The sequence below is a fragment of the Salidesulfovibrio onnuriiensis genome (genome assembly GCF_008001235.1).
Taxonomy (GTDB): domain Bacteria; phylum Desulfobacterota; class Desulfovibrionia; order Desulfovibrionales; family Desulfovibrionaceae; genus Pseudodesulfovibrio; species Pseudodesulfovibrio onnuriiensis.
The window spans coordinates 2,312,895-2,335,226 of sequence record NZ_CP040751.1; the positions used below are offsets into that span (position 1 = coordinate 2,312,895).

The following is a 22,332-nucleotide window of genomic DNA, read 5'->3' on the forward strand; positions in this document are numbered from 1 at the left end:
TATGGCTCCCAAATTGGAAGTAGGTGTTATTGGTCTCGGCAAGTTTGGGCTGGCCTTTGCCCAGTCCCTGCAGAGCAAGGGGCACAATGTGGTGGGCGTGGATAGCGTTGCCGCCAATATTCAGCGGGCCGAAGGCTGCATCACCCAGGTTTTTCACGCCGACGGCACGGACCGGGACGCCCTGGAGCAGATCGGGTTCAAGGAGCTGGACCAGGTGGTGGTTTCCACCGGGGACTCCATGGAGGCCAGCATCCTGGTGGTCCTCAATCTCCAGGACCTGGGCGTCAGCAAGATCTGGGTCAAGGCGATCAGCGCCCAGCATGAAAAGGTGCTCAAACGCCTTGGCGTGCATTTCGTCATATTTCCGGAGCGGTTCGTGGCCCAGCAGATTGCCCACCGCATGGCGGTTCCCGGCCTGCTCGACTATCTCGGTCTCGGCGAGGACGTGGTGGTGCGGGAAATAATGGTGGAGAAGTGGAATGGCAAGACCCTGCGGGATCTGGATCTGACCAACCGCCACAGCGTGCAGGTGGTGGCTTTCAAGAAAAACGGGGATGAGAAATTCAGCTTCATCCCCAAGGCGGATACCGTCTTGACCACAGGGGACACTCTTGCCATCCTCGGCAAGGGAGAAGATGTCCTGAAACTGGATAACACCTAGGGAGCACTATGAGCGGCAACACGTTTGGAACGATTTTCAAGCTGACCACATTCGGAGAATCCCACGGCCCGGGCCTTGGCGGGGTGGTGGATGGTTGTCCGGCGGGCATTCCCCTGGACGAGGCCATGATTCAGCGGGAGCTGGACCGGCGCAAGCCCGGATCGGGCAAGGCTTCCACGTCCCGTAAGGAGTCTGACTCCGTAAAGTTGTTGTCCGGTGTTTTCGAAGGCAAGACCACCGGGACGCCCATTGGCTTTTTCATCGAAAATGAGGATCAGCGGTCCCGGGACTATTCCGATATCAAGGATATTTTTAGACCCGGTCATGCGGACTTCGCCTTTCATGCCAAGTTCGGTAGGCGAGATTACCGCGGCGGCGGACGTTCTTCCGGGCGTGAGACCGTTTCCCGAGTAGTGGGCGGTGCCATTGCCATGGAATTGCTGCGGCAGGAAGGCATTTCCCTGTATGCCTACACCATGGAACTGGGCGGCATCCCCGTCCGGGATGTGGACTATGAATCGGCCCAGGAAACCCCGTATTTTAGTGCGGACAGCGGGGTGGTAGGAAAGTGGGATGAGCGTATTTCCCAGGTGAAGGGTGAGGGTGACACTGTTGGCGGCGTGGTGGAAGTGCGCGCCGTGGGCGTGCCCCCGGGACTCGGCGAGCCCGTGTTCGACAAGCTGGACGCCCGCCTGGCCTATGCCTTCATGAGCGTGGGTGCGGTCAAGGCCGTGGAGATCGGGGCTGGGTGCGCCGCTGCCCGCAGTGTGGGGTCGAAGAATAACGACTACATGACGCTGGACGGTTTTTCCTCCAACAACGCAGGCGGGGTGCTCGGCGGCATTTCGAGCGGTCAGGACATTGTCGCCAGGGCCTATGTGAAGCCCATTCCCACCATAGCCAAGGAGCAGCATTGCATGCACCGGGACGGCGGCACGGTTTGCGTCCGCGTGGGCGGCAGGCACGATATCGCGGCCATTCCCCGCATCAATCCCGTGCTCAAGTCCATGCTGGCCATGACCTTGGCGGATCTTCTGCTGCTGGATCGGCGATTGGGCGTTCGGCAGTAGTTGCTGGAAACCGAGAAAAAGGAACCGGGGGCATTCACTGAATGCCCCCGGTTTTTATTTTTTGTTGGATTTGAGCGGCTTGAGTCGAACCGCCGTGCCGTAGCAGGAGTAGTACTTGTCGCCTTCGGGATGGAATGCGACCGATTCCCGGTATCCCACGATGGCGTCCGCGTTGACGTCAATTGCCTGGGCCATGAGCCCGTAGAAGGCATTGTCGAAAGTATAGCTGCGGCAGACGAGCAGTCCGAATGCCCCCACAATGTCACGACCGGGGACTCCCTCTGTGGTCACTATCTTGAGATTGCCCGCAAGGTATTGCTCCTTGGCGAGCCTTAAACGGTGATCGTTTTTCTGGTCTTCCCTGGTCACCTGTTTCTTGGGTGAGCCGAAAATAAGGGCCATATCATTTTCCTTCTTCCTGAATACAATTGATTTCGTTCATCTTGTGTATCCCAGGATGCCCTTTTTCCGCAAGCGTCACCTGCCGGTGCTCCGTTATTCCCTTTCCATGAACGTCTTGAAGAGGGTTCCGTGCGTCAGCATTGCCGCACCGTGGGAGGTTGCCTCCAGTATTGCCTTTTCCGACCAGCCCATATCCTTGAGCTCTTCGATGTCTTTTCTGGTGATCTGGAGCGGGTCGTGTACCGCCTTGATCACAAAGGCCACCAAAGCGTTTTCGTTGCTTTCAAAAGGACCGTCGAGCGGATTTTTTCGCATGGTTTCAAGTTCCGGCTCTGTCATTCCCTGTGCCTGGAGCATTCCCTTGTTGAATTCCCGGCAGTAGTCATAGTCAAAGGCCTGAGCCACCAGGTAGCGGATGACGGCCAACAATGAATGGTCGATCTCCTCCTGGCTGACGAAGTGCCCGATGGATGCGGTTTGCAGCCGGAGCAGATCCGGGCTGACGCTCAGAAGCTGCATGGGAGCCGGGACTCCCAGGCTCTCTGGGTAAATGCCATACGCCTTTGCAATTTCGCCTTCCGCCTTTTCCGGGGTTACATAATTGAGCATGAACATGATTTTCTCCTTTGGTTATAGGTTGATGTTTTTATAATAGACCGGTCGTCTATAAATGGTGAAAAAAAATTACGCCTCTACCCGAAGCAGGTGGGAAAAGACATACTTGTGAAAGAGCCGAAGCGGTTCGCCGCTTTTGGACACCTTCATTCGGATCATTGCTCCATGCCAGGCGCTGATGATGAAATAGGCCATCTCTTCGCAGTTCATGGTGTACTCAATGTCGCCACCGCGTTGCGCCTCCAGCAGCACGTTTTTCAATGCGGAGGCCATGCCGTCGATGGCCTGCCTGAGCTTTTCCCGAAAGGCCGGGCTCAGGTCGCCCATCTCCTGTCCGAGGTTGCCGACCGGGCATCCCCGGCTGTAGTCGTGGGAGCGGTAATACTCCTCGAACCAGCTGAAAAAACGGTGCAGCCGTTCCAGGGGAGGAAGGCTGTCGTCCTCAAGCATGTCATGAATTGTGGAGCGAAACAGGCGGCCGTAATGATTGACCACCTCGACACCGAAGTCCTCCTTGCTATCGAAATAGAAATAGAAGGAACCCTTGGGCACTCCGGCCACTTTCAATATTTCCTGGAGTCCCGTGTTGTTGAAGCCCTTGGCGTGGATCAGTTCCGCACCGGCCTCTATGATTTTCTGCTTGGTGGTTTCACTCATTCTATCTATTGACTAGACCAGTCGGTCTAGTCGTGTCAAGAAGAAAGGGACGGCATGGAAATGCCGTCCCTTTCTGGGATTCCGTTCATGGCGAAGCTTTGTCCGCTAGGGCACCACCTTCATGAGGTAGGCCTTGTCCTGGTTCAGGTATTTGCGAACCAGGTCGCGGATTTCCTCTGCCGTGACGGTTTGGGCGCGGTCAATGACCTTTCGCTTGTGATCCATGTCGAAACCCTGCGCCATGAGGCTTGAGGCCTCGCGGCTGCGGGAAAGCAGGGATTGGTGCTCCTGGTAGTAGTCTCCGGTGAGGATGTTTCGGGCGCGGCTGATTTCCGATTCCGGCAGGGGATTGGCCTGGAGGTCGGCAATGACCGTGTGGAACCCATTGAGGGCCTGCTCCACCTTTTCGGGCTGGGTGCCGATGTAGAGCGCCATGAGTCCGTCGTTGCGGGTCTGCCAGAGGATGGCGGTCACCGTGTAGCCGAGTCCCTGCTTGTCGCGCATGTCGCGGAACAGCAGGCCGGATTGGCCGGAAAACGCTGCCTTGAGCACATTGAGCTCGGCGGAGGCGTCAAGGTCGTCCTTGCCCGGTACCGGAAAGGTCAGCAGCAGGTGCGCCTGGTTGCGGTCCGGCAGGGTCATGGTTTTCTCGCGTTCCGTGTTCCAGACCACATCCTTGAATACGTATTTCTGGGCCGAAGTGGTGATGGATTTGGCCACATCCTTGGCGAATTGCGTTACCAGGGCGCGGTCGTAATCGCCCACGACGGCCAGCACGAACGGCTCTCTGGTCTGGTTGGCCCAGTAAGCAACGGCATCCTGCCGTTTCAATGCCTGAACACCTTCGATGCTGCCTTCGGAGAGATAGCTGTAGGGGGCGTTGGCAAAGAGGTAGGGGAACAGGTGGCGGAACATGAGTCCCAGAGGCCTGTCCTCCTGGCGCTGAATCGCGGCGATCTGGTCCTGTTTGGCGCGTTCGATTTCCTCGTCCCGCCATGCCGGATTCAGGATCACATCCTTGAGCAGGGGCAGGACCTTGCCGCTGAAGCGGGACGGGAACTTGGATTCCAGGGCAAAGAGGTTCCGGCCTGAGGTGGCGCCAATATTGGCGGCGTGGTCGGAAAGGAAGTCCTCGATCTCGTTGGCACTCATTTTCTTGGTGCCGCGGGTAAGCGCCTTGGCGGCCAGGGAAGCGAGTCCCTGCTTGTTTTCGGAAACATCGCCGTCACCGCCGGTCCAGTATATGGACATGGCCGTGTAGGGCAGGGTGGCGTCCGGCAGGAGGACCAGCTTGCTGCCGCCGGGCAGCTCAATGATTTCCTTGCCGTTGGCTTGTTCGGCCCTGGCTTCGGTTGTCTTTGCCTTGCCGTTCCATTCGGCCGTGGTGACTTCCTTGAGCTTTTCCGGGGATACCCCGTTGCTTTCAGGCACCAGGATTGCGGTGACCAGCCTGTCGGGACGCAGGTATCTTCCGAAGACCTCGGCCATTTCCTTGCGGTCCACGTGCTTCAGCGCAAAGAGATAGTTCTGTTCCGCTTCCTCGCCGTCCTCGAAGAACTGGAAGTAGCCAAGCTTGCTGGCAAGGCCGGATAGGGTTTCCTTGGTCAGGAACAGGGAGTCCTCCAGGTTGAGGCGGGCGCGTTCGATTTCCCGGTCCGTGAAGACCTTGGGGTCGAAATGTGCGAATTCCTTCATGAGTTCGGTCCAGAACTCGACCACGTTTTCGGAATCGAGCGTGGCGTTGACGTAGAGGAATCCGCTGCGTTCCAGACTCAACGGGGATATAGAGATGTCGTCCACCAGCCGCTTTTCATATTTGAATTTGCGATAGAGGCGCGAGGTGTCGTCGCCGCCCAGCAGGTGTGCCGTCATTTCCAGGCCCGCCAGTTCTGCGGATTTCAGGCCCGGGATGGGGAATGCCGCGCCCAGGTAGACCTTGTTCCACTTGCCCTTGACCACGCTGAATTCGGGGCCGATGGGCGTCGTGGGCATGTCCATGGTGGTGGGCGGAATCACTTCGCGATCGTTTGTTCTGCTTCCGATAAGCCTGTCGGCCTCGGCGACGATGTCGGCCGGATCGATGTTGCCCACCACGGTGAGCAGCATGGATTGCGGCTGATAGAATTTGTCGATGTAGGCGTGAATATCCTTGGAGCTGAAGCCCTCGACCGTCTCGCGATAGCCGATGATGGGCCATTCGTAGCTGGTGCCTTTCCAGAGCATGCCCTGCAGGGACTTGAACAGGCGGCTGCCGGGGGTGTCTTCGCCGCGTTCCAGTTCGGCAAGCACGACCTTGCGCTCGCTCTTGAGCTCCTTGGGGTCAATGGCCGCGTCAAAGGCCATGTCCGTGACCACGTCCATGCCGAGCTTCCATTCCTTGTCCGGGACTTCCACGTAGTAGACCGTGTAGTCGAAGCTGGTGGCCGCATTGAGGCTGCCGCCCACGGATTCGATGTCCATGGCGGTTTGGCCCGGTTCGCGCTTCTTGGTCCCCTTGAAGACCATATGTTCCAGTAGGTGGCTGATTCCGGCGATCTCCGGTGTCTCATAGGCCGAGCCGGCATGCACATACAGGCGTACATTCACCAGCGGGAAACGGTCGTCCCGCTTGGCCAGCACGGTCAGGCCGTTTTTGAGCTTCACCAGCATGGTGTCGCTTATGGCGGCATTGGCTGGTGCGGCCGGAACTGCGTCGGTTGTTTTTTTCATGGTGCTGTTGCAGGCCGCCAGGAAAATCAGCAGCCCTCCGAGAATAAGTATTTTTCGAAACATGGAATCACTCCGGTGTATCCCCCGTCAGCAGGTAGAAACGGTAAGATGTTGTATTGTTACAATACGGGTGTGTCAATGAACCTGGATTCATTCCTGTTTTCGTTGACAGCACAGAAGATAAGCTTGTTTCCTGTTTGCGCAACCCTTGGAATCGCGATCCGGCATATTTCATATTTATTCTCATGAAGGCTTCGTTTTTTGGGATAGAGAAAAGTTAGCAGTCGGGCTTTCAAGAATTACTGAATGGAGATCGTAAAACATTTCTCAGCATTGGTGGAGAAATGGACTGAAGGTGGCTTATTGCCGCTGCGAGAGCAGGCTTGACACGGTATTATAATTGGAGCAGGAATGGGTGCGGGTGACGATGTCACGCGCCTCTTTTCTCAGGGGAAGGGTCCAGAATTTTCAAGCGAAAACCGAGGGTTGCGCCATGGAGAAGAACGACCGTATCAAGATGGAATGTCAGGCTGATCAGAACAGTCAGGGGCATGTCTACACTCCGTTCCCCGGAGCGGACGAGAAGTATGACGACGGTAGCGACTGGCGGGTCTACAATCCGGATAAATATCGCGACCCCAAGTGGTCTCCCGATAAAGAGTAGAGAATTCACGGGGCCATCCGGTCCCTTTTTTCATTTTTCCCATTTTCCTCTGTTAGCATAGCTTTTCTTGGATTCGGAAACGGGGCCATTACGTCTCGGGCCGATGCTCTTTTTTGTTGACAAGTTCATAGTAATAGTTATCATTATTTTAAATAAACATGAACCGAACTTGGAAAACCAAGGAGGAAATATGGGTAGCTTAAGAGATTACAAGCATTTGGACATAGATTGGAATATGACCCCTGAAGATGCAGTCACCATGTATCTAGAGTGGGGTAACAATTCATGGCATGCCCAGCACAGGCCCGTGACCTCCAAGGCGGATTTTAGCAACTATTTCGTTGTGTATGCATGGGACGAAAACCCCAAGGTGATGCTGATCCGCCGGAATTCCGAGGAGGCCAAGGAACTTGTTTCGCTGGATTTGCCCAAGGATATGGGCAGACGGTTCCTTAATTCCGTCAGTAATTTGAAGGGCGTGTATGCGCCCAACGAAGAGGTGAGAACCTGGCTTGAAAGTCAGATGAAGGTCAGGACCACATAACGTCACACGAGTGCATTCTCCTCTCATGCCCCTGCGGGGCCTGCATTGGGCAGGCCCCGCTTTTTTTTGCTGGAATTTATTTGTTGTTCGTGGTGTTATTCCCGCAATCGAATAATCGCCTCGGGCGATTGTTTATCCATACATCCCATTAACCTTGGAGCATCTCATGTCCGACAAGTACGCATCCAGAATGTCTTCGGTCCATCGTTCCTTTATCCGCGAAATACTGAAGGTCACCGCAGACCCTTCCATTATTTCCTTTGCCGGGGGGCTGCCTAATCCGCGCATGTTCCCGGTGGAGCCCATGGAGGCGGCGGCACGGGAGGTACTTGGCACAAGCGGCAGGGTATCCATGCAGTATTCGCAGACCGAAGGGGATGTGGAACTGCGCAAGTTCATCTCCAAGCGTTATCTGGAAAAGAAGAATCTGAACATCAGCCCCGATGAACTGCTTATCACCACCGGGTCCCAGCAATGTCTGGACCTCATCGGCAAGGTCTACCTGGACAAGGGTGACAAGATCGCCATTGAGAGCCCGGGATATCTCGGGGCCATCCAGGCGTTTTCCATCTTCGAGCCCCAGTTTGTTTCCGTGTCCCTGGAGTCGGACGGCCCCAACTTGGAGGAGCTGGAACAACGGTTCAAGGACGGGGCGAAGATTTTCTATGCGGTGCCCAATTTCCAGAATCCATCCGGCCTGAGCTATAGCCGGGAAAAGCGCAAGGCCGTCGCCGAGCTGTTGGACAAATACAATGTGCTGTTTGTGGAGGACGACCCCTACGGCGAGCTTCGTTTCATGGGCGAGGATCTGCCCACGGTCTACTCCTTCCAGAAGAAGCCCGGTATCCTGCTTGGTTCCTTCTCCAAGATCGCGGCGCCGGGATTCCGCATCGGCTGGCTGGTGGCGGGCGGCGAGCGTCGCGACAAGCTGGTCATCGCCAAGCAGGCCTCGGACCTGCATACCAGCACCGTGGCCCAGGCCATCATGCGCACGTACATGCTTGAAAACGACATCGACGACCATATCGCACTGATCCGTGAAACATACGGAAAACACCGCGACATCATGGTGGAGATGATCGACAGATATTTCCCGGACGGCGTGGAGACCACCCGGCCGGAAGGCGGAATGTTCCTGTGGAGTACTTTGCCGGAAGGCTGTTCGTCCATGGATCTGTTCGACAAGGCCATTGCCAAGAAGGTGGCCTTTGTTCCCGGCAAGCCGTTCTATGCGGACGGTAGTGGGGAAAACACCCTGCGGCTCAATTTCTCCAACGCAGACCCGGATCGCATTGAAGAGGGAATCAAGCGGCTCGGCGAGAGTATCAGGGAGTTTCTGGACTAGTTTGTCAACACCACAGAACAGTTGAGGAGGCTGCATGTCTCAACATGTTGTCGTCATAGGCGGCGTTGCGCTGGGCCCCAAGGCCGCGTGCCGTTTCAAGAGGATTGAACCCGGGTCAAAGGTGACCATGCTCGACATGAGCGATCTCATTTCCTACGGTGGATGCGGTATCCCGTATTACGTTTCCGGCGATGTGCCCGACGCCGAAGCCTTGCGCACCACGGCTTTTCACATGGTCCGCGATGAGAAGTTCTTCGAGGACATCAAGGGCGTGGACGTGATGACCCGCACCAAGGCCACCCAGGTGGACCGGGAAAACAAGCGGGTTCATTACGAGAACGTCGCCACCGGTGAAACCGGTGTGCTCGATTACGACAAGCTGGTCATCGCCACCGGGGCCACCCCGCGCAAGCTGAACATGCCCGGGGAAGACCTCAAGGGCGTGCATTATGTTTCCAACCCGCATGATGCGGAGTGTATCCGTGCCTCCATTTCCCAGGGGCAGGTGGGCAAGGCCGTGATTATCGGGGCCGGGTTCATCGGCCTTGAGATGGCCGAGGCCTTTGCCGATATGTGGGGCGTGGAAACCACGGTGGTCGAGATTTTCGACCAGATCATGCCGCGGCTGGTCAGCCCGACCCTGGCCCGCATGGGCATGGAGCACATGCAGGAAAAAGGGGTCGAATTCCACCTGGGCGAAACCGTCAAGTCCATAGAGGGCGACGGCAAGGTGCAGCGTGTGGTCACCGACAAGCGTACCCTGGAAGCCGACTGCGTGATCATTTCCGTGGGCGTGATTCCCAACGATTTCGTGGCCAGGGAGGCCGGCCTGCAGTGCCATGAGCGCGGCGGCATCATCGTGGATGAAATGTTGCGTACGTCGGACCCGGACATCTATTCGGGCGGCGACTGCGCCATCATCAAGAACCTGATCACGGGTCAGCCCCTGTTCCTGCCTTTGGGGTCCATGGCCAACCGGCAGGGCCGTATCATCGGCAACAACCTGGCCGGAGGCGAGTCTTCCTTTGACGGCGCAGTGGGCTCCTTTGTGGTCAAACTCTTTGAAACCTCCCTGGCTGGCACCGGGCTGAGCCTGGAGGCTGCGGAAGGGGCCGGGTACGATGCTTTCAGCGTCATGCTTACTCAGCTCGATCGGGCTCATTTCTATCCCACCAAGGAACTCATGACCCTGGAGCTGGTCGTGGAGCGCGGCACCCGCAAGGTGCTGGGCGTTCAGGGCTTCGGCAGTTCCGGGGACGCCATGGTGGGCCGGATCAACGCCGTGGCTTCGATCCTCAAGTTCAAGCCGACCATCGACGATATCAGCAATCTGGAGCTGGCCTATGCGCCGCCGTTTGCCGCGGCCATGGACATTTTGAATACCGTGGCCAACATGGCCGATAACGTTCTGCGTGAAATGAACCGGGGCGTGGGGCCCGCCGAGTTCGAGAAGATGTGGGCCGCCCGCGAATCGGGCGATTTCTGTTTCATCGATTGCCGCGAGCAACCGGATGCGCAGCCCTACATGGAACGCAATCCCGGGCACTGGCAGAACATTCCCCAGGGCGAGATCTACAAACGTCTGGACGAGGTCCCCGAAAACAAGACCTGCGTGCTGGTCTGCAACACGGGAGCTCGTTCCTACGAAGCCCAGATCATGCTTACCCACAAGGGACACAAGAACGTGATCAACATTCACGGAGGCATGGCGTCTCTCAAGAAGTATGGCATTGAACTGTAGAATTGATCCGTATGACTTGTATATAATGCCTTATATGGCTATGTAGAAGGTGAACCGCATGCCGGGCGTGTTGCAATCCCGGCATGCGGAAACCCGACAGGATGGCAGCCATGCGTTTTCTTATCGTGGATGATGACGAGTCCATCCATTTGTATCTTCAAAGCATCCTTGCACCGTTCGCCCAGTGTGACAATGCCATGTCCGGCGCGGAAGGCGTGGATTTCTTTGTGCGGGCGCATTCGGAAAGGCGGCCGTACGATGTGGTGTTCATGGATATTCTCATGCCGGAGATGGACGGGCACAAGGCAGCCGAGCTATTGCGCAAGGAGGAGATAAAGCTGGGAATTCGCGAGGTGGACCAGTTCCATCTGGTCATGATCACCTCCCTGGTGGACAACCGCAATGTGAGCAAAGCCTTTTTCAACAGCTTTGCCTCCTGTTACATCGTCAAGCCCTTTGACAAGGACAAGGTGCTCGACGAGTTGCGAACCAATATGATTCTCTAGGAATTTGCCAAAACAAAACGCCGTTTCTTTCGAGAAACGGCGTTTTGTTTTGGCTTATCTCAGGGGCGTCTACATCTTACCCATACTGTTCTGGATTTTGTCCAGAGTCTCCAGGAGTTCGTCCCGCTGCCGGGAATCGAAGTCCTCCATGAGCCGGGCCACGCGGCCGTAGTGCTGCGGGAATATCTTGTCCATGAGTTCCTCGCCCTTGGGGGTGATGACCACCACCTTGACGCGTCTGTCCTCGGGGTCGGTCTTTCGTTCCACAAGGCCGTCCTTGACCAGGGTGTCGAGCACGCCGGTCATGGTGGCGTTGGTTACCCCGGTGCCCTTGGCCAGCTCGGAAGGGGTCCAGCCCTCGAGCCTGCGCGTCAGCAGGATGAGTATGAAGAACCGGCGTTGGGAGATGTCGAACTGGGTCAGAAAGGTGTTCAGCGATGATTCCACGTCCGAGGCTACGCGCAGCAGCTTCAGGAAGCAGATCAGGGCGGTCACGTCCAGTTCCGGATACTTTTCCTTGTACCGGGCCAAAAGATGTTCATCGGGAAGATCGTATAATTCCAACATGGTATCCTCTCGCTCTATTAGGCTCCTAAGTATAGCGCAGGAAGGCGTAAGTCAAGTATAAGGCGACAATCCAATAAAAAAGCGCCGTCAGACGGGCTGACGGCGCTTTGCTTTTCTATATCCGGCCTTCCTCCAGGGCGTGGCAGGCCACGCGTACACCGGATTCCACGTCCCTCAGTTGGGGAATCTCCCGATGGCAGCGCTCGTTGGCGTGCGGGCACCTGCCGTTGAAGACGCATCCCGTAGGCAGATTGATGGGGGTGGGCACATCGCCGGAAAGGCGGATATGGCCGCCGGGCTTTCCTCCCAGCTTGGGGATGGCGGAAAGCAGGGCCTGCGTATACGGGTGCCTGGGGGTGGCGAACAATTCCTTGACCGGGGCCAGTTCGCACAGGCAGCCCAGGTACATAACTGCCACCCTGTTGGAGATGTGTTCAATAACCGACAGGTCGTGGCTGATGAACAGGTAGGTGAGCTTGCGCTCCTCCTGCATGTCCATCATCAGGTTCAGGATCTGCGCCTGGATGGAAACGTCCAGGGCCGCGATGGGTTCGTCGGCAACCACGAAGTCCGGGTCGAGCACCAGGGCGCGGGCCAGGCTGATGCGCTGGCGCTGGCCGCCCGAGAACTCGTGGGGATAGTTCCCTGCCCAGGCCGGGTCGATACCCACTGCGCGGAAGGTCTCGGCAACCCTGTCCTTGACTTCCTGACGGCTCATCTGCGGGTTGTGGAAGTGAACGGGTTCCTCCAGGATCTGGCGGACGGTCATGCGCGGGTTGAGCGATGCGTACGGATCCTGAAAGACCATCTGCATCTTTTTGCGGATGGGCCTGCGCGCATGGCCGGAAAGGGTGTCGATGCGCTGTCCACGGTAGTGCACTTCACCGGAGTTCGGCCCGTACAGGCCGATGATGGTCCGGGCCAGGGTGGACTTGCCGCACCCGGATTCGCCCACCACGCTCAGGGTTTCGCCTTCCTGTATGTTGATGGAAACGTTGTTGACCGCCTTGACGACGGTTTTCTCGCGGTGGATGCGTCCCTTGTCGAACTTGATCTGGTCCACCAGTCCGCCGGAGATGTCGAAGTGCTTGACCAGGTCTCTTGTCTCGAGAAGAGGGGTATTGCTCATGGTTCTTCTCTCCCTGGTTAGCCCCGCTCGAAGCAGGCGATAAAGGTTTCTGACTCACATTGGCGCAGGCCGGGTATTTCGGTCTTGCAGCGTTCCAGGGCGTAATCGCAGCGGGGAAAGAACGGACACCCTTCGGGCATGTTCACCAGCGAGGGCATCATGCCGCGAATCTGGTTGAGCCTGTCGCCGTGCGTGCTCTGGGGCAGGGCGTTGATGAGCCCCTTGGTGTACGGGTGCTGTGGATTGTTGATGATCTGCTCGGTGGGGCCGATTTCAACCACACGGCCTGCATAGAGCACGGCGATGCGTTGGGTCACTTCGGAAACAACGGCCAGATCGTGGGTGATGAGAATCAGGCCCATGTTGTTTTTTTCGCAGAGCTCCAGAAGGAGATCCATGATCTCGGCCTGGATGGTCACGTCCAGCGCGGTTGTGGGCTCGTCCGCAATGATCAGGTCCGGATCGGTCAGTAGCGAGATGGCGATGACGATGCGCTGGCGCATGCCCCCCGAGAATTCGTGCGGATACTGCTTGAGGCGTTTTTCCGGGGAGGGAATATACACCTTGCGCAGCTTATCCAGGGCGATTTCCTCGGCCTGTTTGACGGAGATTTTCCTGTGGGCCTGGATGGTTTCCACCATTTGCTGGCCTACGGTCAGCACCGGGTTCAGCGTCATCATGGGGTCCTGGAAGATCATGGAGATGCGGTTGCCGCGGATGCGGCGCATCTGCTCATAGGAGAACTTGGAGATGTCCGTTCCCTTGTAGTTCACTTCCCCGCCCGAGATGTAGCCCGGCTTGGATATCAGGTTGATGATGGAAAATCCCAACACGGATTTGCCTGCGCCGGATTCCCCCACAAGGCCGAGGCGTTCGCCTTGGTTCAGGGCCAGACTTACGTCGTTGACCGCGCGGACCTTGCCGGTCCGCAGAGCGAATTCGACGCTCAGGTCTTTTATTTCAAGAAGTGGTTCCACTTCATTACCCCTTGTACAGTTTTGGGTTCAGGAAGTCCCTGACCCAGTCACCAAGCAGGTTGATGACGAAGATAAGCGTTACCAGCACGACGCCAGGGAAGATGGTGATCCACCATGAGCCGGAGAAGATGTATTCGAAACCGGCGGTGATCAGCGATCCCAGGGAGGGCTTAGTGATGGGCATGCCCAGGCCCAGGAAGGACAGGGCCGCTTCGGACATGATGGCGTTGGCCACCTGCACCGTGGAGATGACCAGCACGGGCGACAGGGAGTTGGGCAGGATGTGCCGCCACATGATGCGTGCCTTGGATAGGCCTATGACCCGCGCCGCCTCCACATATTCCTTCTTGCGTTCGGCCAGCACGGATGCACGCACGGTACGGGCGTACTGCGGCCATTCGGCCAGGCCGATGATCAGGATCAGCAGGGGAATTGCGATCTTGTCGTAGCTGCCCACCCCGAACATGGTCTGGAAGATGGCCCCGATGAAGATGGCCACCATATAGGTTGAGAAGGAGAGCTGCACGTCCGCGATACGCATGAGGATGGTGTCCAGCTTGCGTATGTAGCCGGAGAGCAGTCCCACCACGATACCGATGAAGGCCTGCAGGCAGACAGCGCCGATGCCGATGATGATGGATACGCGCATGCCGTACAGGATGGTGGAGAACATGTCGCGGCCCTGGGCGTCGGTGCCGAGCAGGAACTTGGCGGTGCCTCCGGAGCTCCATACCGGGGGAAGCTCCGAATCCATGACGTCGATGGTGGACATGTCATAAGGGTTGTGCGGCGCAAAGAGCGGGGCACCGAAGGCGCTGAGCACCAGCACCAGGAGCACGGCAAAGCTGATGTAGGCCACCGGGTCGCGCAGGAAGCTGAAAAGGAAGTAGGATTCCTTGAATCGTTGCCATCTGGATCTCATCTACTTCCTCCCCTGAATTCGAACCATGGGGTTCACCAGACCGTAGACCAGGTCCACCACAGTGTTGACGATGACGAATATGAATCCCACCATGACCAGATAGGCGACCATCAGCGAGGTGTCGGCCCGTTCCACGGATTCGATGAACATGGAGCCCATGCCCTGCCACTGGAATACAGTTTCCGTGAGGATGGTGAAGGCGACCATGATGCCGAGTTGCACGCCGCCCACGGTGATGACCGGCAGCAGGGTGTTCTTGAAGGCATGCACCACCCATACCCGGCGGGGCTTGATGCCCTTGGCCCAGGCGAACTTCACGTATTCGGTTTCCAGCACTTCCATCATTTCGGAGCGGATCAGGCGGATGAACAGCGGCAGCATGATGGAGGAAAGCGCGATGGAGGGCATGATCAGGTGCCTGAGACCGTCCGCGGTGAACAGGCCGCTTTGCCAGCCCCAGAGGTCAACCGTTTCCCCGCGTCCGAAGGACGGCAGCCATCCCAGCTCGACCGAAAAGACGTAGATGAGCAGGATGGCCGTGAGAAATACCGGTATGGACACCCCGATGATGGAGGCCCCCATGACAAACCGTGATAAAAGATGTTTGGGCTTGATGGCGGCGTAGATGCCCAGAGGCACGGACAGGAGAATGATGATCAGGGAGCTGCACAGGACCAGCTCAATGGTGGCCGGAGCCTTGCTGACGATTACGTCCAGGGCGGGACGCTTGAAAAAGAAGGATTGTCCGAGGTCTCCCTGTACGGCGTTTTTGATGAAGCGCACGTATTGAACCATAAACGGGTCGTTGAGCCCGAGTTTTTCCCGGATTTCGGCGCGCTGGGCCGGGGTGACGCGTTCGCCCGCCAGATCTCGCACCGGGTCGCCGAAGTTGTGCTTGATGGCGAACCCGATGAACCCGATGATGAGCATGACCATCATGGCCTGGGCGATTCTTTTGACTGTGAATGCAAACATAGGTTGGCTTTTCCGTTCTACAGGGGTGAAAGGGGACCCCCCTGTGAGGGGTCCCCTTTTTTACAATTGAGCCAGAATGGCCTCCGCTACTTGATGACCAGGTCGCCGAAGTAGGGGAAGTTCATGGTGTTGACGATGGCCTCGGTGTTCATGTTGTCCTTGGAGGCCCATGCCAGGTTCTGCCAGTGCAGCGGGATGAAGGCGGCATCGTTGTAGAGGATGCGTTCGACTTCCTGGAGCTCTGCGGAACGTTTGGCCGGGTCGGTTTCGGACTGGGAGGCGACGATGAGTTCGTCAACCTTGGCGTTGCAGTAGTTGCCCGAGTTGTACTGGCCGTAGCCGGTTTCCTTGTTCGGGCACATGGTCAGGAATTCGGAGAAGTTGGCGGAGTCCTCGGTGTCGGAGTGCCAACCGATCATCTGAATGTCTGCGACCTGTGCGTCGAACTGATCCCAGTACTGGGCCTTGGGCATGGTCTTCAGGTTGACCTTGATGTTGATCTTGGAAAGCATGCCCACAACGGCTTCGGAGATCTTTTCGTCGTTCACGTAGCGGTTGTTGGGTGCGATCATGGTGCATTCGAAGCCGTTTTCATAGCCGGCTTCCTTCATGAGCTGCTTGGCCTTTTCCAGGTCATAGCGCGGGGTCAGTTCCTCAACATAACCGGCATAGCCCTTGGGACCCTGCTGGCCGGCCGCGGTGGCAAAGCCCTTCATGATCTTCTTGACGATGCCCGGGTTGTCGACGGCGTAGACCATTGCCTGGCGAACCTTGGCGTTCTTGAATTCCTCGCGGCGGTTCTGGTTCATCTGGAAGGTGATGATGCGTGCGCCGGGCAGGGTGGTCAGCTTCAGGCCCTTGGTGTCGCCGATGCGTTCCAGGTCGGTGGGCGGAACCGGCATGATGAAGTCGACGTCGCCGGAGAGCAGCGCGGCCACGCGGGAGGCGTCGTTCTTGATGGGAGTCAGGATGATTTCTTCCACGTTACCGGTGTTCTTGTCCCAGTAGTCCGCAAACTGGGTGAAGACCATCTTCACGCCCTGTTCGCGATGGGAAACCTGGTATTTACCGGTGCCGGACTCGTGTTCGTTGGCAAAGGAGGGACCGGATTTGACGATCTCGTCCTTGCCTTCATAGAACTTCTTGTCCAGGGGGAAAATGTAGGTGGCCATGGGCATGACCAAGCCGTAGGGCTTCTTGGTGATCAGGTCCACGGTGTGCTCGTCCACGACCTTGGCGCCTTCGAACGGCTCGAACAGGCCCTTGTAGTCGACGCTCTTCTTCAGTCGTTCCAGGGTGTAGACCACGTCTTCGGCGGTAAACGGATTGCCGCTGTGGAACTTGACGTCCTTGCGCAGGTGGAAGCGCATGGTCACGTCGTCGATCTGTTCCCACTTTTCAGCCAGGCGAGGTTCGAATTTCATGTCCTGGGTCCAGCGAACAAGCGGATCGAAGACCAGGTGGGAGTACTGGAGCATGCCGCCGGAAAGCTGGACATGGGGGTCCAGGGACACCGGGTCTGCGTCCATTGCCAGCTTCAGGGTCACCTTGCCGGCTTCTGCCTGCTTTGCCTCTTTCTTTTCTGCTTCGCCGCAACCGCTCAAAACCAGTGCGGAGAGGAGCATGGTTACGAGGATCAGCGGTTTGATCCCAAAACCAAAACGTTTCATGAATGAACCTCCGTTATACAAGTAGTTGACATTCGCCGGAATCGGCGAACACAATGCAACACCTCCACCCAATAACGGGAGCAGCTCACCCAATGTCACAAAAAAACGAGTTCGACACTGCGTATGACGTTCCATTTGTGATGAGGAGTCCCGCAAAGCGCATTATTTCTTACACGTAAAACATACATTTAACAACATCATCTTTAAGCCTGATCAATGGATCAAGAATTCTGATATGAAAAATAAAATAGTTATTTCAATGTGTTCAATGATGGTTTTTCTGCTTGCCGGTTGCGGAACTTTTTTCGGGGGCGCGGGTGATCTCGGCGATGCCGCCGTGTATGACCTGGACGGCCTTTTCGATACAAAAATCGTGCTGGAGAAGGGGGACGCCTTTGCCCTGGATATGGATTATCCGGGACAGGAAGGATACGCGTTCGAAGGCGCGGTCTTCGACCCCGCTTATGTGCGTCTGGACAAGTATTTCGAAGTGAAGGACGAAGAGAACCCTGGCGAAATAGACCGGGTGCAATACCTGTTCACCGCCCTGCAGGCGGGCAGCACGGACATCTCCGTCAAGGTCTGCAAACCCTCGGATTCGTCCTACCCGGTGGAGGTCTTCAAGAGCGTCCACCTGGTCATCGAGGAAGATTAGAACCGCTGGGCGGTCTTGGTCATGCCGAAGTCCAGCGGGCCGATGCCTTCGTTGACGATGTCCAGCAACCGCAGGGGGCTTATGTAGCCTTCCCGCCAGTCAAAGGTCACGGTCAGGGTGCGGTCGTCGATAAGGTCGATGTCCCGCACCAGCTTGCGAATATCCACCGGCTTTATCTTTCCCTTCTTGTTGGTGCGTTCGATGATCACGGAGTCGTTGGCCATGAATGCTTTCCACTGGGCCATGCGCATCCCGGCTTCCTCGGCATCCCCCGCAAACGTGATCCGGAAATCCTCTTCCACGGACTGGGGCTGTTTTTTGCCCATGTCCAGGCGGTCTGCGCGGTAGAGCCGCAGGCCCCGCGGCATTTGCGCCCCCAGCGTTTCGGCCAGTTCTTTGGGACCCCAGTCCTCGCGCAGGAAGAGGTTGAACCATTCTATCGTGCTTTCCACGCTGACGGGTAGCGCCTTGCCAAAGGACATGCGCGGCATGGGGTGGAATCCCTGGGAAAAGCTTACAGGCAGATTGGCGCGGCGCAGGGCGCGTTCAAAGACGCTCTGCAGTTCCAGTTGGCTGAGATAGGCGGCCGGTCCGGTCTTTTCGTACCAGATGCGGTAGTGCCCGCCTTTGGCGCCCAGCTCCAGCTCCTGCTTGACGAAAGGCGGCTGTTCGCCTTCCTGGTCCCGTTTCGGGAGCACGAGCCGTTGGCGGATGTCCTTGGTCTGCTTTTGCACGAGCAGGGCGGATGTGCTTTTTTCGGATTCGCAAACCCCGCACTGACGGCAGGTGTTGTACCGGCAGTCCTTGGTGATCTTCCCGCCCAGGGCGCGTTCGCGCTCGGTGAGGAGAAACTTGCGGGTCAGGCCGCTGTTGAGATGGTCCCAGGGGAGCGGGGCGTTCATGTCCCTGCCGCCGGTGTATTCCTCGGGAGTGAGTCCGCATTCCTCCAGGGCCTCCAGATAGGGGGCCACGGCCAGTTGGTCTTTCCAACTGGAAAAAAGCGCGTCCTTTGCATAGGCCTTTTCCACCACCGGGGCCAGGCGGCGGTCGCCGCGCGAGAAGATGCCTTCCAGGAAGGTCATTTCCGGGATGTGGAACTTGAGCTGCACCCGCTTGTGGGGGCGGAACAGGTCCTTGAGCAGGTAGATGCGGCGCTTGATTTCGTCCAGGGGGATCTGCGGTTCCCATTGGAACGGGGTGTGCGGCTTGGGCACAAAGGGCGAAACCGCTGCCGTGATCTGCAGGCGCTTGATGTGCTTGCCTACGGCGTCCCTGGCCTTGAGGCACAGGTCCAGGATGGCCTCCAGGTCCTCGTCTGTTTCGGTGGGCAGGCCGATCATGAAATAGAGCTTCACGCTTTGCCAGCCATGGTCGAAGATGAGCCTGATGTGATCCAGCAGGCCTTCCTCGTCCACGCCCTTGTTGATGGCGTCGCGCAGTCTTTGGCTTCCCGCCTCCGGAGCCAGGGTTGCACCGGTGCGGCGGATGCTGGAAATCCGCTCCATGATGGGGGCGGACAGCGATCCCACGCGCAGGGACGGCAGGGAGATGGAAATCTGTTCCGCGGCGCACCGGTCGAAACATCGGGAGAAAAGGGTGTCCAGGGCCGAGTAGTCGCCGGTGGACAGAGACAGGAATGAGGTCTCCTCGTATCCGGTCTTCGCAAGGCCTTCCGCGAGAATGTTCTCCAATTCCTCAAGGCCGCGTTCGCGCACCGGGCGGTAGATCATGCCAGCCTGGCAGAAACGGCAGCCCCGGGTGCAGCCCCGGGCGATCTCCAGGGTCAGCCGGTCATGCACGGCCTGGCCAAAGGAGACGAGCTGTTCAGTGGGGAAGGGGATTGTGTTGAGGTCTTCCACCACAGCCTTTTCCACGGTTTCGTATCCTTCCACCAGCGGCTTGAGTTTTTGGCCCGGCCCCTGATTCTCGAAAAAGGATGGAATGTATACGCCGGGAATATCCTTGAGGCGCAACAGCAGATCGTTGCGGGAAAGTCCTTCGGCTTTGGCCTGCTCAATCACCTCCAGCATCTGGATCTGGGTTTCTTCGCCATCGCCGATGATCATGGCGTCGAAGAACGGGGCCACGGGCTCCGCGTTGAAGCAGGCGCCGCCTCCCGCCACGATGAGCGGGTGGGATTCGTCCCGGGCCTCGCTGCGGAAGGGGATTCCCGCCAGGTCGAGCATGTACAGGATATTGGTGTAGCAGAGTTCGTGTGTCAGGCTGAATCCGATGATGTCCAGCTCGGTCAGCGGCGTGTCGGATTCCAGGGTGGACAGCCTCACGCCGTGCTCGCGCATGATGGCGGCGGTTTCCCTGCACGGGGTGTAGACCCTTTCCGCCCAGTAGGCTTCGCGGTCGTTGATCTGCTTGAGCAGGATCTTCTGCCCCAGATAGGACATGCCGATTTCGTACATGTCCGGGAAGGCCAGCGCCATGTGCACCCGCACGGATTCCTTGTCCTTGTAGACGGCCCCCCATTCGGAGCCGATGTAGCGGGTGGGCTTGGGCAGGATGGGCAGAAGTTCTTTCATTGCGATATACTCCGATCACGAAAACGGGGTGGCCCGCAAAGAGCCACCCCGTATGCGTTGCAACTTGGTTTGGCGGCTATTTCTTGAGCAGGGAGGAGAGGTCCGGGGTTCCGCCGGCCATCTTGTCCAGATCGTTCAATGCGCCGCCCGAGGACAGGGTGATGTTGGTCGTGGCCTCAAGGTATTTGGTCTTCAGGTCTTCCGGGCATTTCTTGTATTCGAAGATCACGTGCTGCATGGCCAGTTCGCCACCCATTTCCTGGTCGAAAGGGTAGCCGTAGGGCAGAAGCATGATCTGCACGCCCTGCTGGGAGGGGACGGTTTGGATGACAGCCGGTTCTTCGATTTTGTCTTCCTTGAATTTGCCGATAACGGTTTCACCGGTGACCAGTTTCACCAGCCTGATGTCGTAGCTCATTATGACTCCTTCATTGTTTGGGTCGGCCTATTAAGTAGGGACTGCCCGGAACGCTGTCAAGAAGCACAAACCGGCGCGTCCGAAAAACGGACGGTGCCGGTTTGTTGGTGCGTGGCCGCCTCGGAATTATTTACGGACCGGAGCCTTGGCCGCCACGAGCTTGCGATACAATGGCAGGAATCCGGTCCTTTCATGCTCCGCCGCAGTGGGAGCGTTTACATGCCAGGTGAACACTGCACCCAGCAGGCAGAGAACGCCGCAGGTGGTGAAGGCCAGGGGGAAGCTGCCCATGTCTCCCAGCATGCCCCCCAGGATGGGGCCGAAGATGCCGCCCACGCCATAGGAAAGAAAGACGAAGGGGTAGTTGCGTCCCACGTTCTTGCTGCCGAAAGTGTCGGCGGTGATGGTGGGGAACAGGGAGAAGTTGCCGCCGAAATTGAAGCCGATGAAGGCTGCGCCCACATAAAGGATGAATTCGTTGGAAGCCATGGCCGGAAAGGCGATAACGCAGAAACCCTGGGTGGCGGTCATGAGGATGATTGCGGCCTTCCGGCCCATGAGGTCGCTCATGGCTCCCCAGGCAATGCGGCCAATGCCGTTGGCCAGGCTGAAGAAGACGGCCATGGCCGTTCCCGCGACGGCGCTTGCCTCGGCCGTGGAATATCCGGCGCGCTGTAGCGCCTCCATGGGGTAGAGCTTCATGAGCCCTATGGACATGAGTCCGGCCCCGGCGCTGAAGGCGAAGGTCAGGAAGATGAGTTTGAACTGGTATGTCTTGAGCATTTCCAGTCCCGAGTAGTCCGCTTCCCTTTTTTGGCCCTTTTCATCTGTTGCGGGTGTGGGTGGGGCATAGCCCTCGGGCTGCCATCCCTCGGGCGGGAAGGTCATCCACATGCCGCCCAGGATGACAAGAGCGGCAAAGGATACACCGTAAACGATGAAGGTGTTTGACAGGCCGTATGAATGGATCAGGTGGCCCCAGGAACCGGCCAGTTTGACCCAGCCCATGGCTCCGAAGCCGAAGCCGGCTACCGCCAATCCGGTGATCATGCCTTTCTTGTCCGGGAACCAGCGCATGCCCACGGCAATGGGCACTACATAGCCCACGCCGATGCCGGTGCCGCCGATGACGCCGATGCAGAAAAGCAGGGCCGGGAAATTTGTTCCTCCGAGCAGGCCGGCCAGAACATAACCCGCTCCGAGTATCAGACCGCTGATCATGGTCAGCTTGCGGGGCCCCCAGGCCGCCAGTTTTTTTCCTGCCCAGACCATGACCACGGCAAAGCAGGCAAGGCCCACGGCAAAGACAATCTGGGTCTGCATTTTGCTCCATCCCGCAGACTTCAGGGCCGGGGTGAACACGGACCACGCATAGATGGCCCCCAGGCAGAGCTGGATGAGTACTGCTCCCAGAACCACCCACCAGCGGTTCATTACCTTGATCGTCGACATGGCTACCTCCTCTGTTTCATGCCAATAGCATTCGTGTTGCAATTTCAATTATTGTTTGGTTCGCGATACAGCGGGATTAGGGTGCAAGGCGGCGGGAATCGCCAGAGGACGATTCCCGC

General features: G+C 57.7%; 21 protein-coding genes. 8 read left to right on the forward strand and 13 right to left on the reverse strand.

All coding sequences use genetic code 11. The features are described from left to right. Position 1: 1 nt before the first annotated feature. Together FGL65_RS10375 and aroC are read left to right on the forward strand one after the other, a co-directional pair. Positions 2 to 661 carry a potassium channel family protein gene (locus FGL65_RS10375; protein ID WP_147821135.1) on the forward strand — a complete coding sequence of 220 codons (660 nt, stop codon included), beginning with the start codon at positions 2 to 4 and terminating at the stop codon, positions 659 to 661. A gap of 8 nt (positions 662 to 669) precedes the next feature. Next, on the forward strand, positions 670 to 1,731 hold the full coding sequence (gene aroC, locus FGL65_RS10380; RefSeq protein ID WP_147821136.1) for a chorismate synthase: 1,062 nt from the start codon (positions 670 to 672) through the stop codon (positions 1,729 to 1,731). Between the two features lie 54 nt (positions 1,732 to 1,785). Here aroC and FGL65_RS10385 read toward each other — a convergent pair whose 3' ends face one another. From FGL65_RS10385 to FGL65_RS10400, 4 genes are all read right to left on the reverse strand, one after another. Then, complete coding sequence (locus tag FGL65_RS10385; RefSeq protein ID WP_147821137.1) at positions 1,786 to 2,133, reverse strand: hypothetical protein; 348 nt, start codon at positions 2,131 to 2,133, stop codon at positions 1,786 to 1,788. A 93-nt stretch (positions 2,134 to 2,226) separates the two neighbouring features. After that, the gene (locus FGL65_RS10390) at positions 2,227 to 2,748 is read right to left on the reverse strand and encodes a carboxymuconolactone decarboxylase family protein (RefSeq protein ID WP_147821138.1); all 522 of its coding nucleotides are present in this window, start codon (positions 2,746 to 2,748) and stop codon (positions 2,227 to 2,229) included. A gap of 69 nt (positions 2,749 to 2,817) precedes the next feature. Then, positions 2,818 to 3,405 carry a TetR/AcrR family transcriptional regulator gene (locus FGL65_RS10395; protein ID WP_147821139.1) on the reverse strand — a complete coding sequence of 196 codons (588 nt, stop codon included), beginning with the start codon at positions 3,403 to 3,405 and terminating at the stop codon, positions 2,818 to 2,820. A 105-nt stretch (positions 3,406 to 3,510) separates the two neighbouring features. Then, positions 3,511 to 6,177 (reverse strand): M16 family metallopeptidase, encoded by a 2,667-nt coding sequence (locus tag FGL65_RS10400; RefSeq protein ID WP_147821140.1) that lies wholly within the window; start codon positions 6,175 to 6,177, stop codon positions 3,511 to 3,513. 430 nt (positions 6,178 to 6,607) lie between these two features. On the opposite strand from FGL65_RS10400, the gene FGL65_RS18240 reads away from it, so the two are divergent. From FGL65_RS18240 to FGL65_RS10420, 5 genes are all read left to right on the forward strand, one after another. Then, positions 6,608 to 6,778 (forward strand): hypothetical protein, encoded by a 171-nt coding sequence (locus FGL65_RS18240; protein WP_187170352.1) that lies wholly within the window; start codon positions 6,608 to 6,610, stop codon positions 6,776 to 6,778. A gap of 190 nt (positions 6,779 to 6,968) precedes the next feature. After that, the gene (locus FGL65_RS10405) at positions 6,969 to 7,322 is read left to right on the forward strand and encodes a DVU0772 family protein (protein WP_147821141.1); all 354 of its coding nucleotides are present in this window, start codon (positions 6,969 to 6,971) and stop codon (positions 7,320 to 7,322) included. Between the two features lie 166 nt (positions 7,323 to 7,488). After that, positions 7,489 to 8,667 (forward strand): aminotransferase-like domain-containing protein, encoded by a 1,179-nt coding sequence (locus tag FGL65_RS10410; RefSeq protein ID WP_147821142.1) that lies wholly within the window; start codon positions 7,489 to 7,491, stop codon positions 8,665 to 8,667. Positions 8,668 to 8,701: 34 nt separating this feature from the next. Then, positions 8,702 to 10,408, forward strand: coding sequence for an FAD-dependent oxidoreductase (locus FGL65_RS10415; protein ID WP_147821143.1), 1,707 nt, complete (start codon positions 8,702 to 8,704; stop codon positions 10,406 to 10,408). Between the two features lie 110 nt (positions 10,409 to 10,518). Then, positions 10,519 to 10,914, forward strand: coding sequence for a response regulator (locus FGL65_RS10420; protein ID WP_147821144.1), 396 nt, complete (start codon positions 10,519 to 10,521; stop codon positions 10,912 to 10,914). Positions 10,915 to 10,983: 69 nt separating this feature from the next. Here FGL65_RS10420 and FGL65_RS10425 read toward each other — a convergent pair whose 3' ends face one another. The 6 genes from FGL65_RS10425 to FGL65_RS10450 form a co-directional block, all read right to left on the reverse strand. Next, positions 10,984 to 11,481, reverse strand: a complete 498-nt coding sequence (locus FGL65_RS10425) for a MarR family winged helix-turn-helix transcriptional regulator (RefSeq protein ID WP_147821145.1) — start codon at positions 11,479 to 11,481, stop codon at positions 10,984 to 10,986. 115 nt (positions 11,482 to 11,596) lie between these two features. Continuing rightward, positions 11,597 to 12,610, reverse strand: coding sequence for an ABC transporter ATP-binding protein (locus FGL65_RS10430; RefSeq protein WP_147821146.1), 1,014 nt, complete (start codon positions 12,608 to 12,610; stop codon positions 11,597 to 11,599). Positions 12,611 to 12,627: 17 nt separating this feature from the next. Next, positions 12,628 to 13,587, reverse strand: coding sequence for an ABC transporter ATP-binding protein (locus FGL65_RS10435; protein ID WP_147821147.1), 960 nt, complete (start codon positions 13,585 to 13,587; stop codon positions 12,628 to 12,630). 4 nt (positions 13,588 to 13,591) lie between these two features. After that, positions 13,592 to 14,509 (reverse strand): ABC transporter permease, encoded by a 918-nt coding sequence (locus tag FGL65_RS10440; RefSeq protein WP_147821148.1) that lies wholly within the window; start codon positions 14,507 to 14,509, stop codon positions 13,592 to 13,594. Continuing rightward, positions 14,510 to 15,484, reverse strand: coding sequence for an ABC transporter permease (locus tag FGL65_RS10445; RefSeq protein WP_147821149.1), 975 nt, complete (start codon positions 15,482 to 15,484; stop codon positions 14,510 to 14,512). It abuts the gene before it with no gap. Between the two features lie 86 nt (positions 15,485 to 15,570). Further along, on the reverse strand, positions 15,571 to 17,154 hold the full coding sequence (locus tag FGL65_RS10450; protein WP_187170353.1) for an ABC transporter substrate-binding protein: 1,584 nt from the start codon (positions 17,152 to 17,154) through the stop codon (positions 15,571 to 15,573). Between the two features lie 271 nt (positions 17,155 to 17,425). On the opposite strand from FGL65_RS10450, the gene FGL65_RS10455 reads away from it, so the two are divergent. Beyond that, positions 17,426 to 17,809, forward strand: a complete 384-nt coding sequence (locus tag FGL65_RS10455) for a hypothetical protein (RefSeq protein ID WP_147821150.1) — start codon at positions 17,426 to 17,428, stop codon at positions 17,807 to 17,809. Here FGL65_RS10455 and FGL65_RS10460 read toward each other — a convergent pair. From FGL65_RS10460 to FGL65_RS10470, 3 genes are all read right to left on the reverse strand, one after another. Next, positions 17,806 to 20,343: a TIGR03960 family B12-binding radical SAM protein gene (locus FGL65_RS10460; RefSeq protein WP_147821151.1), complete on the reverse strand. Its 2,538-nt coding sequence runs from the start codon at positions 20,341 to 20,343 to the stop codon at positions 17,806 to 17,808. The genes FGL65_RS10455 and FGL65_RS10460 overlap by 4 nt on opposite strands. A gap of 76 nt (positions 20,344 to 20,419) precedes the next feature. Further along, positions 20,420 to 20,761: a hypothetical protein gene (locus FGL65_RS10465; RefSeq protein ID WP_147821152.1), complete on the reverse strand. Its 342-nt coding sequence runs from the start codon at positions 20,759 to 20,761 to the stop codon at positions 20,420 to 20,422. Positions 20,762 to 20,887: 126 nt separating this feature from the next. Beyond that, positions 20,888 to 22,213: an L-lactate MFS transporter gene (locus FGL65_RS10470; protein ID WP_147821153.1), complete on the reverse strand. Its 1,326-nt coding sequence runs from the start codon at positions 22,211 to 22,213 to the stop codon at positions 20,888 to 20,890. Positions 22,214 to 22,332: the final 119 nt, after the last annotated feature.

What these genes read in the sequence shown, in the direction of transcription:
- FGL65_RS10400 (WP_147821140.1), bottom strand. Translation starts at nt 6,177, where the DNA reads ATGTTTCGAAAAATACTTATTCTCGGAGGGCTGCTGATTTTCCTGGCG.
- FGL65_RS10465 (WP_147821152.1), bottom strand. Translation starts at nt 20,761, where the DNA reads ATGAGCTACGACATCAGGCTGGTGAAACTGGTCACCGGTGAAACCGTT.
- aroC (WP_147821136.1), top strand. Translation starts at nt 670, where the DNA reads ATGAGCGGCAACACGTTTGGAACGATTTTCAAGCTGACCACATTCGGA.
- FGL65_RS10390 (WP_147821138.1), bottom strand. Translation starts at nt 2,748, where the DNA reads ATGTTCATGCTCAATTATGTAACCCCGGAAAAGGCGGAAGGCGAAATT.
- FGL65_RS10405 (WP_147821141.1), top strand. Translation starts at nt 6,969, where the DNA reads ATGGGTAGCTTAAGAGATTACAAGCATTTGGACATAGATTGGAATATG.
- FGL65_RS10455 (WP_147821150.1), top strand. Translation starts at nt 17,426, where the DNA reads ATGGTTTTTCTGCTTGCCGGTTGCGGAACTTTTTTCGGGGGCGCGGGT.
- FGL65_RS10430 (WP_147821146.1), bottom strand. Translation starts at nt 12,610, where the DNA reads ATGAGCAATACCCCTCTTCTCGAGACAAGAGACCTGGTCAAGCACTTC.
- FGL65_RS10385 (WP_147821137.1), bottom strand. Translation starts at nt 2,133, where the DNA reads ATGGCCCTTATTTTCGGCTCACCCAAGAAACAGGTGACCAGGGAAGAC.
- FGL65_RS10470 (WP_147821153.1), bottom strand. Translation starts at nt 22,213, where the DNA reads ATGTCGACGATCAAGGTAATGAACCGCTGGTGGGTGGTTCTGGGAGCA.
- FGL65_RS10410 (WP_147821142.1), top strand. Translation starts at nt 7,489, where the DNA reads ATGTCCGACAAGTACGCATCCAGAATGTCTTCGGTCCATCGTTCCTTT.
- FGL65_RS10420 (WP_147821144.1), top strand. Translation starts at nt 10,519, where the DNA reads ATGCGTTTTCTTATCGTGGATGATGACGAGTCCATCCATTTGTATCTT.
- FGL65_RS10425 (WP_147821145.1), bottom strand. Translation starts at nt 11,481, where the DNA reads ATGTTGGAATTATACGATCTTCCCGATGAACATCTTTTGGCCCGGTAC.
- FGL65_RS18240 (WP_187170352.1), top strand. Translation starts at nt 6,608, where the DNA reads ATGGAGAAGAACGACCGTATCAAGATGGAATGTCAGGCTGATCAGAAC.
- FGL65_RS10445 (WP_147821149.1), bottom strand. Translation starts at nt 15,484, where the DNA reads ATGTTTGCATTCACAGTCAAAAGAATCGCCCAGGCCATGATGGTCATG.
- FGL65_RS10395 (WP_147821139.1), bottom strand. Translation starts at nt 3,405, where the DNA reads ATGAGTGAAACCACCAAGCAGAAAATCATAGAGGCCGGTGCGGAACTG.
- FGL65_RS10440 (WP_147821148.1), bottom strand. Translation starts at nt 14,509, where the DNA reads ATGAGATCCAGATGGCAACGATTCAAGGAATCCTACTTCCTTTTCAGC.
- FGL65_RS10450 (WP_187170353.1), bottom strand. Translation starts at nt 17,154, where the DNA reads ATGAAACGTTTTGGTTTTGGGATCAAACCGCTGATCCTCGTAACCATG.
- FGL65_RS10375 (WP_147821135.1), top strand. Translation starts at nt 2, where the DNA reads ATGGCTCCCAAATTGGAAGTAGGTGTTATTGGTCTCGGCAAGTTTGGG.
- FGL65_RS10415 (WP_147821143.1), top strand. Translation starts at nt 8,702, where the DNA reads ATGTCTCAACATGTTGTCGTCATAGGCGGCGTTGCGCTGGGCCCCAAG.
- FGL65_RS10460 (WP_147821151.1), bottom strand. Translation starts at nt 20,343, where the DNA reads ATGAAAGAACTTCTGCCCATCCTGCCCAAGCCCACCCGCTACATCGGC.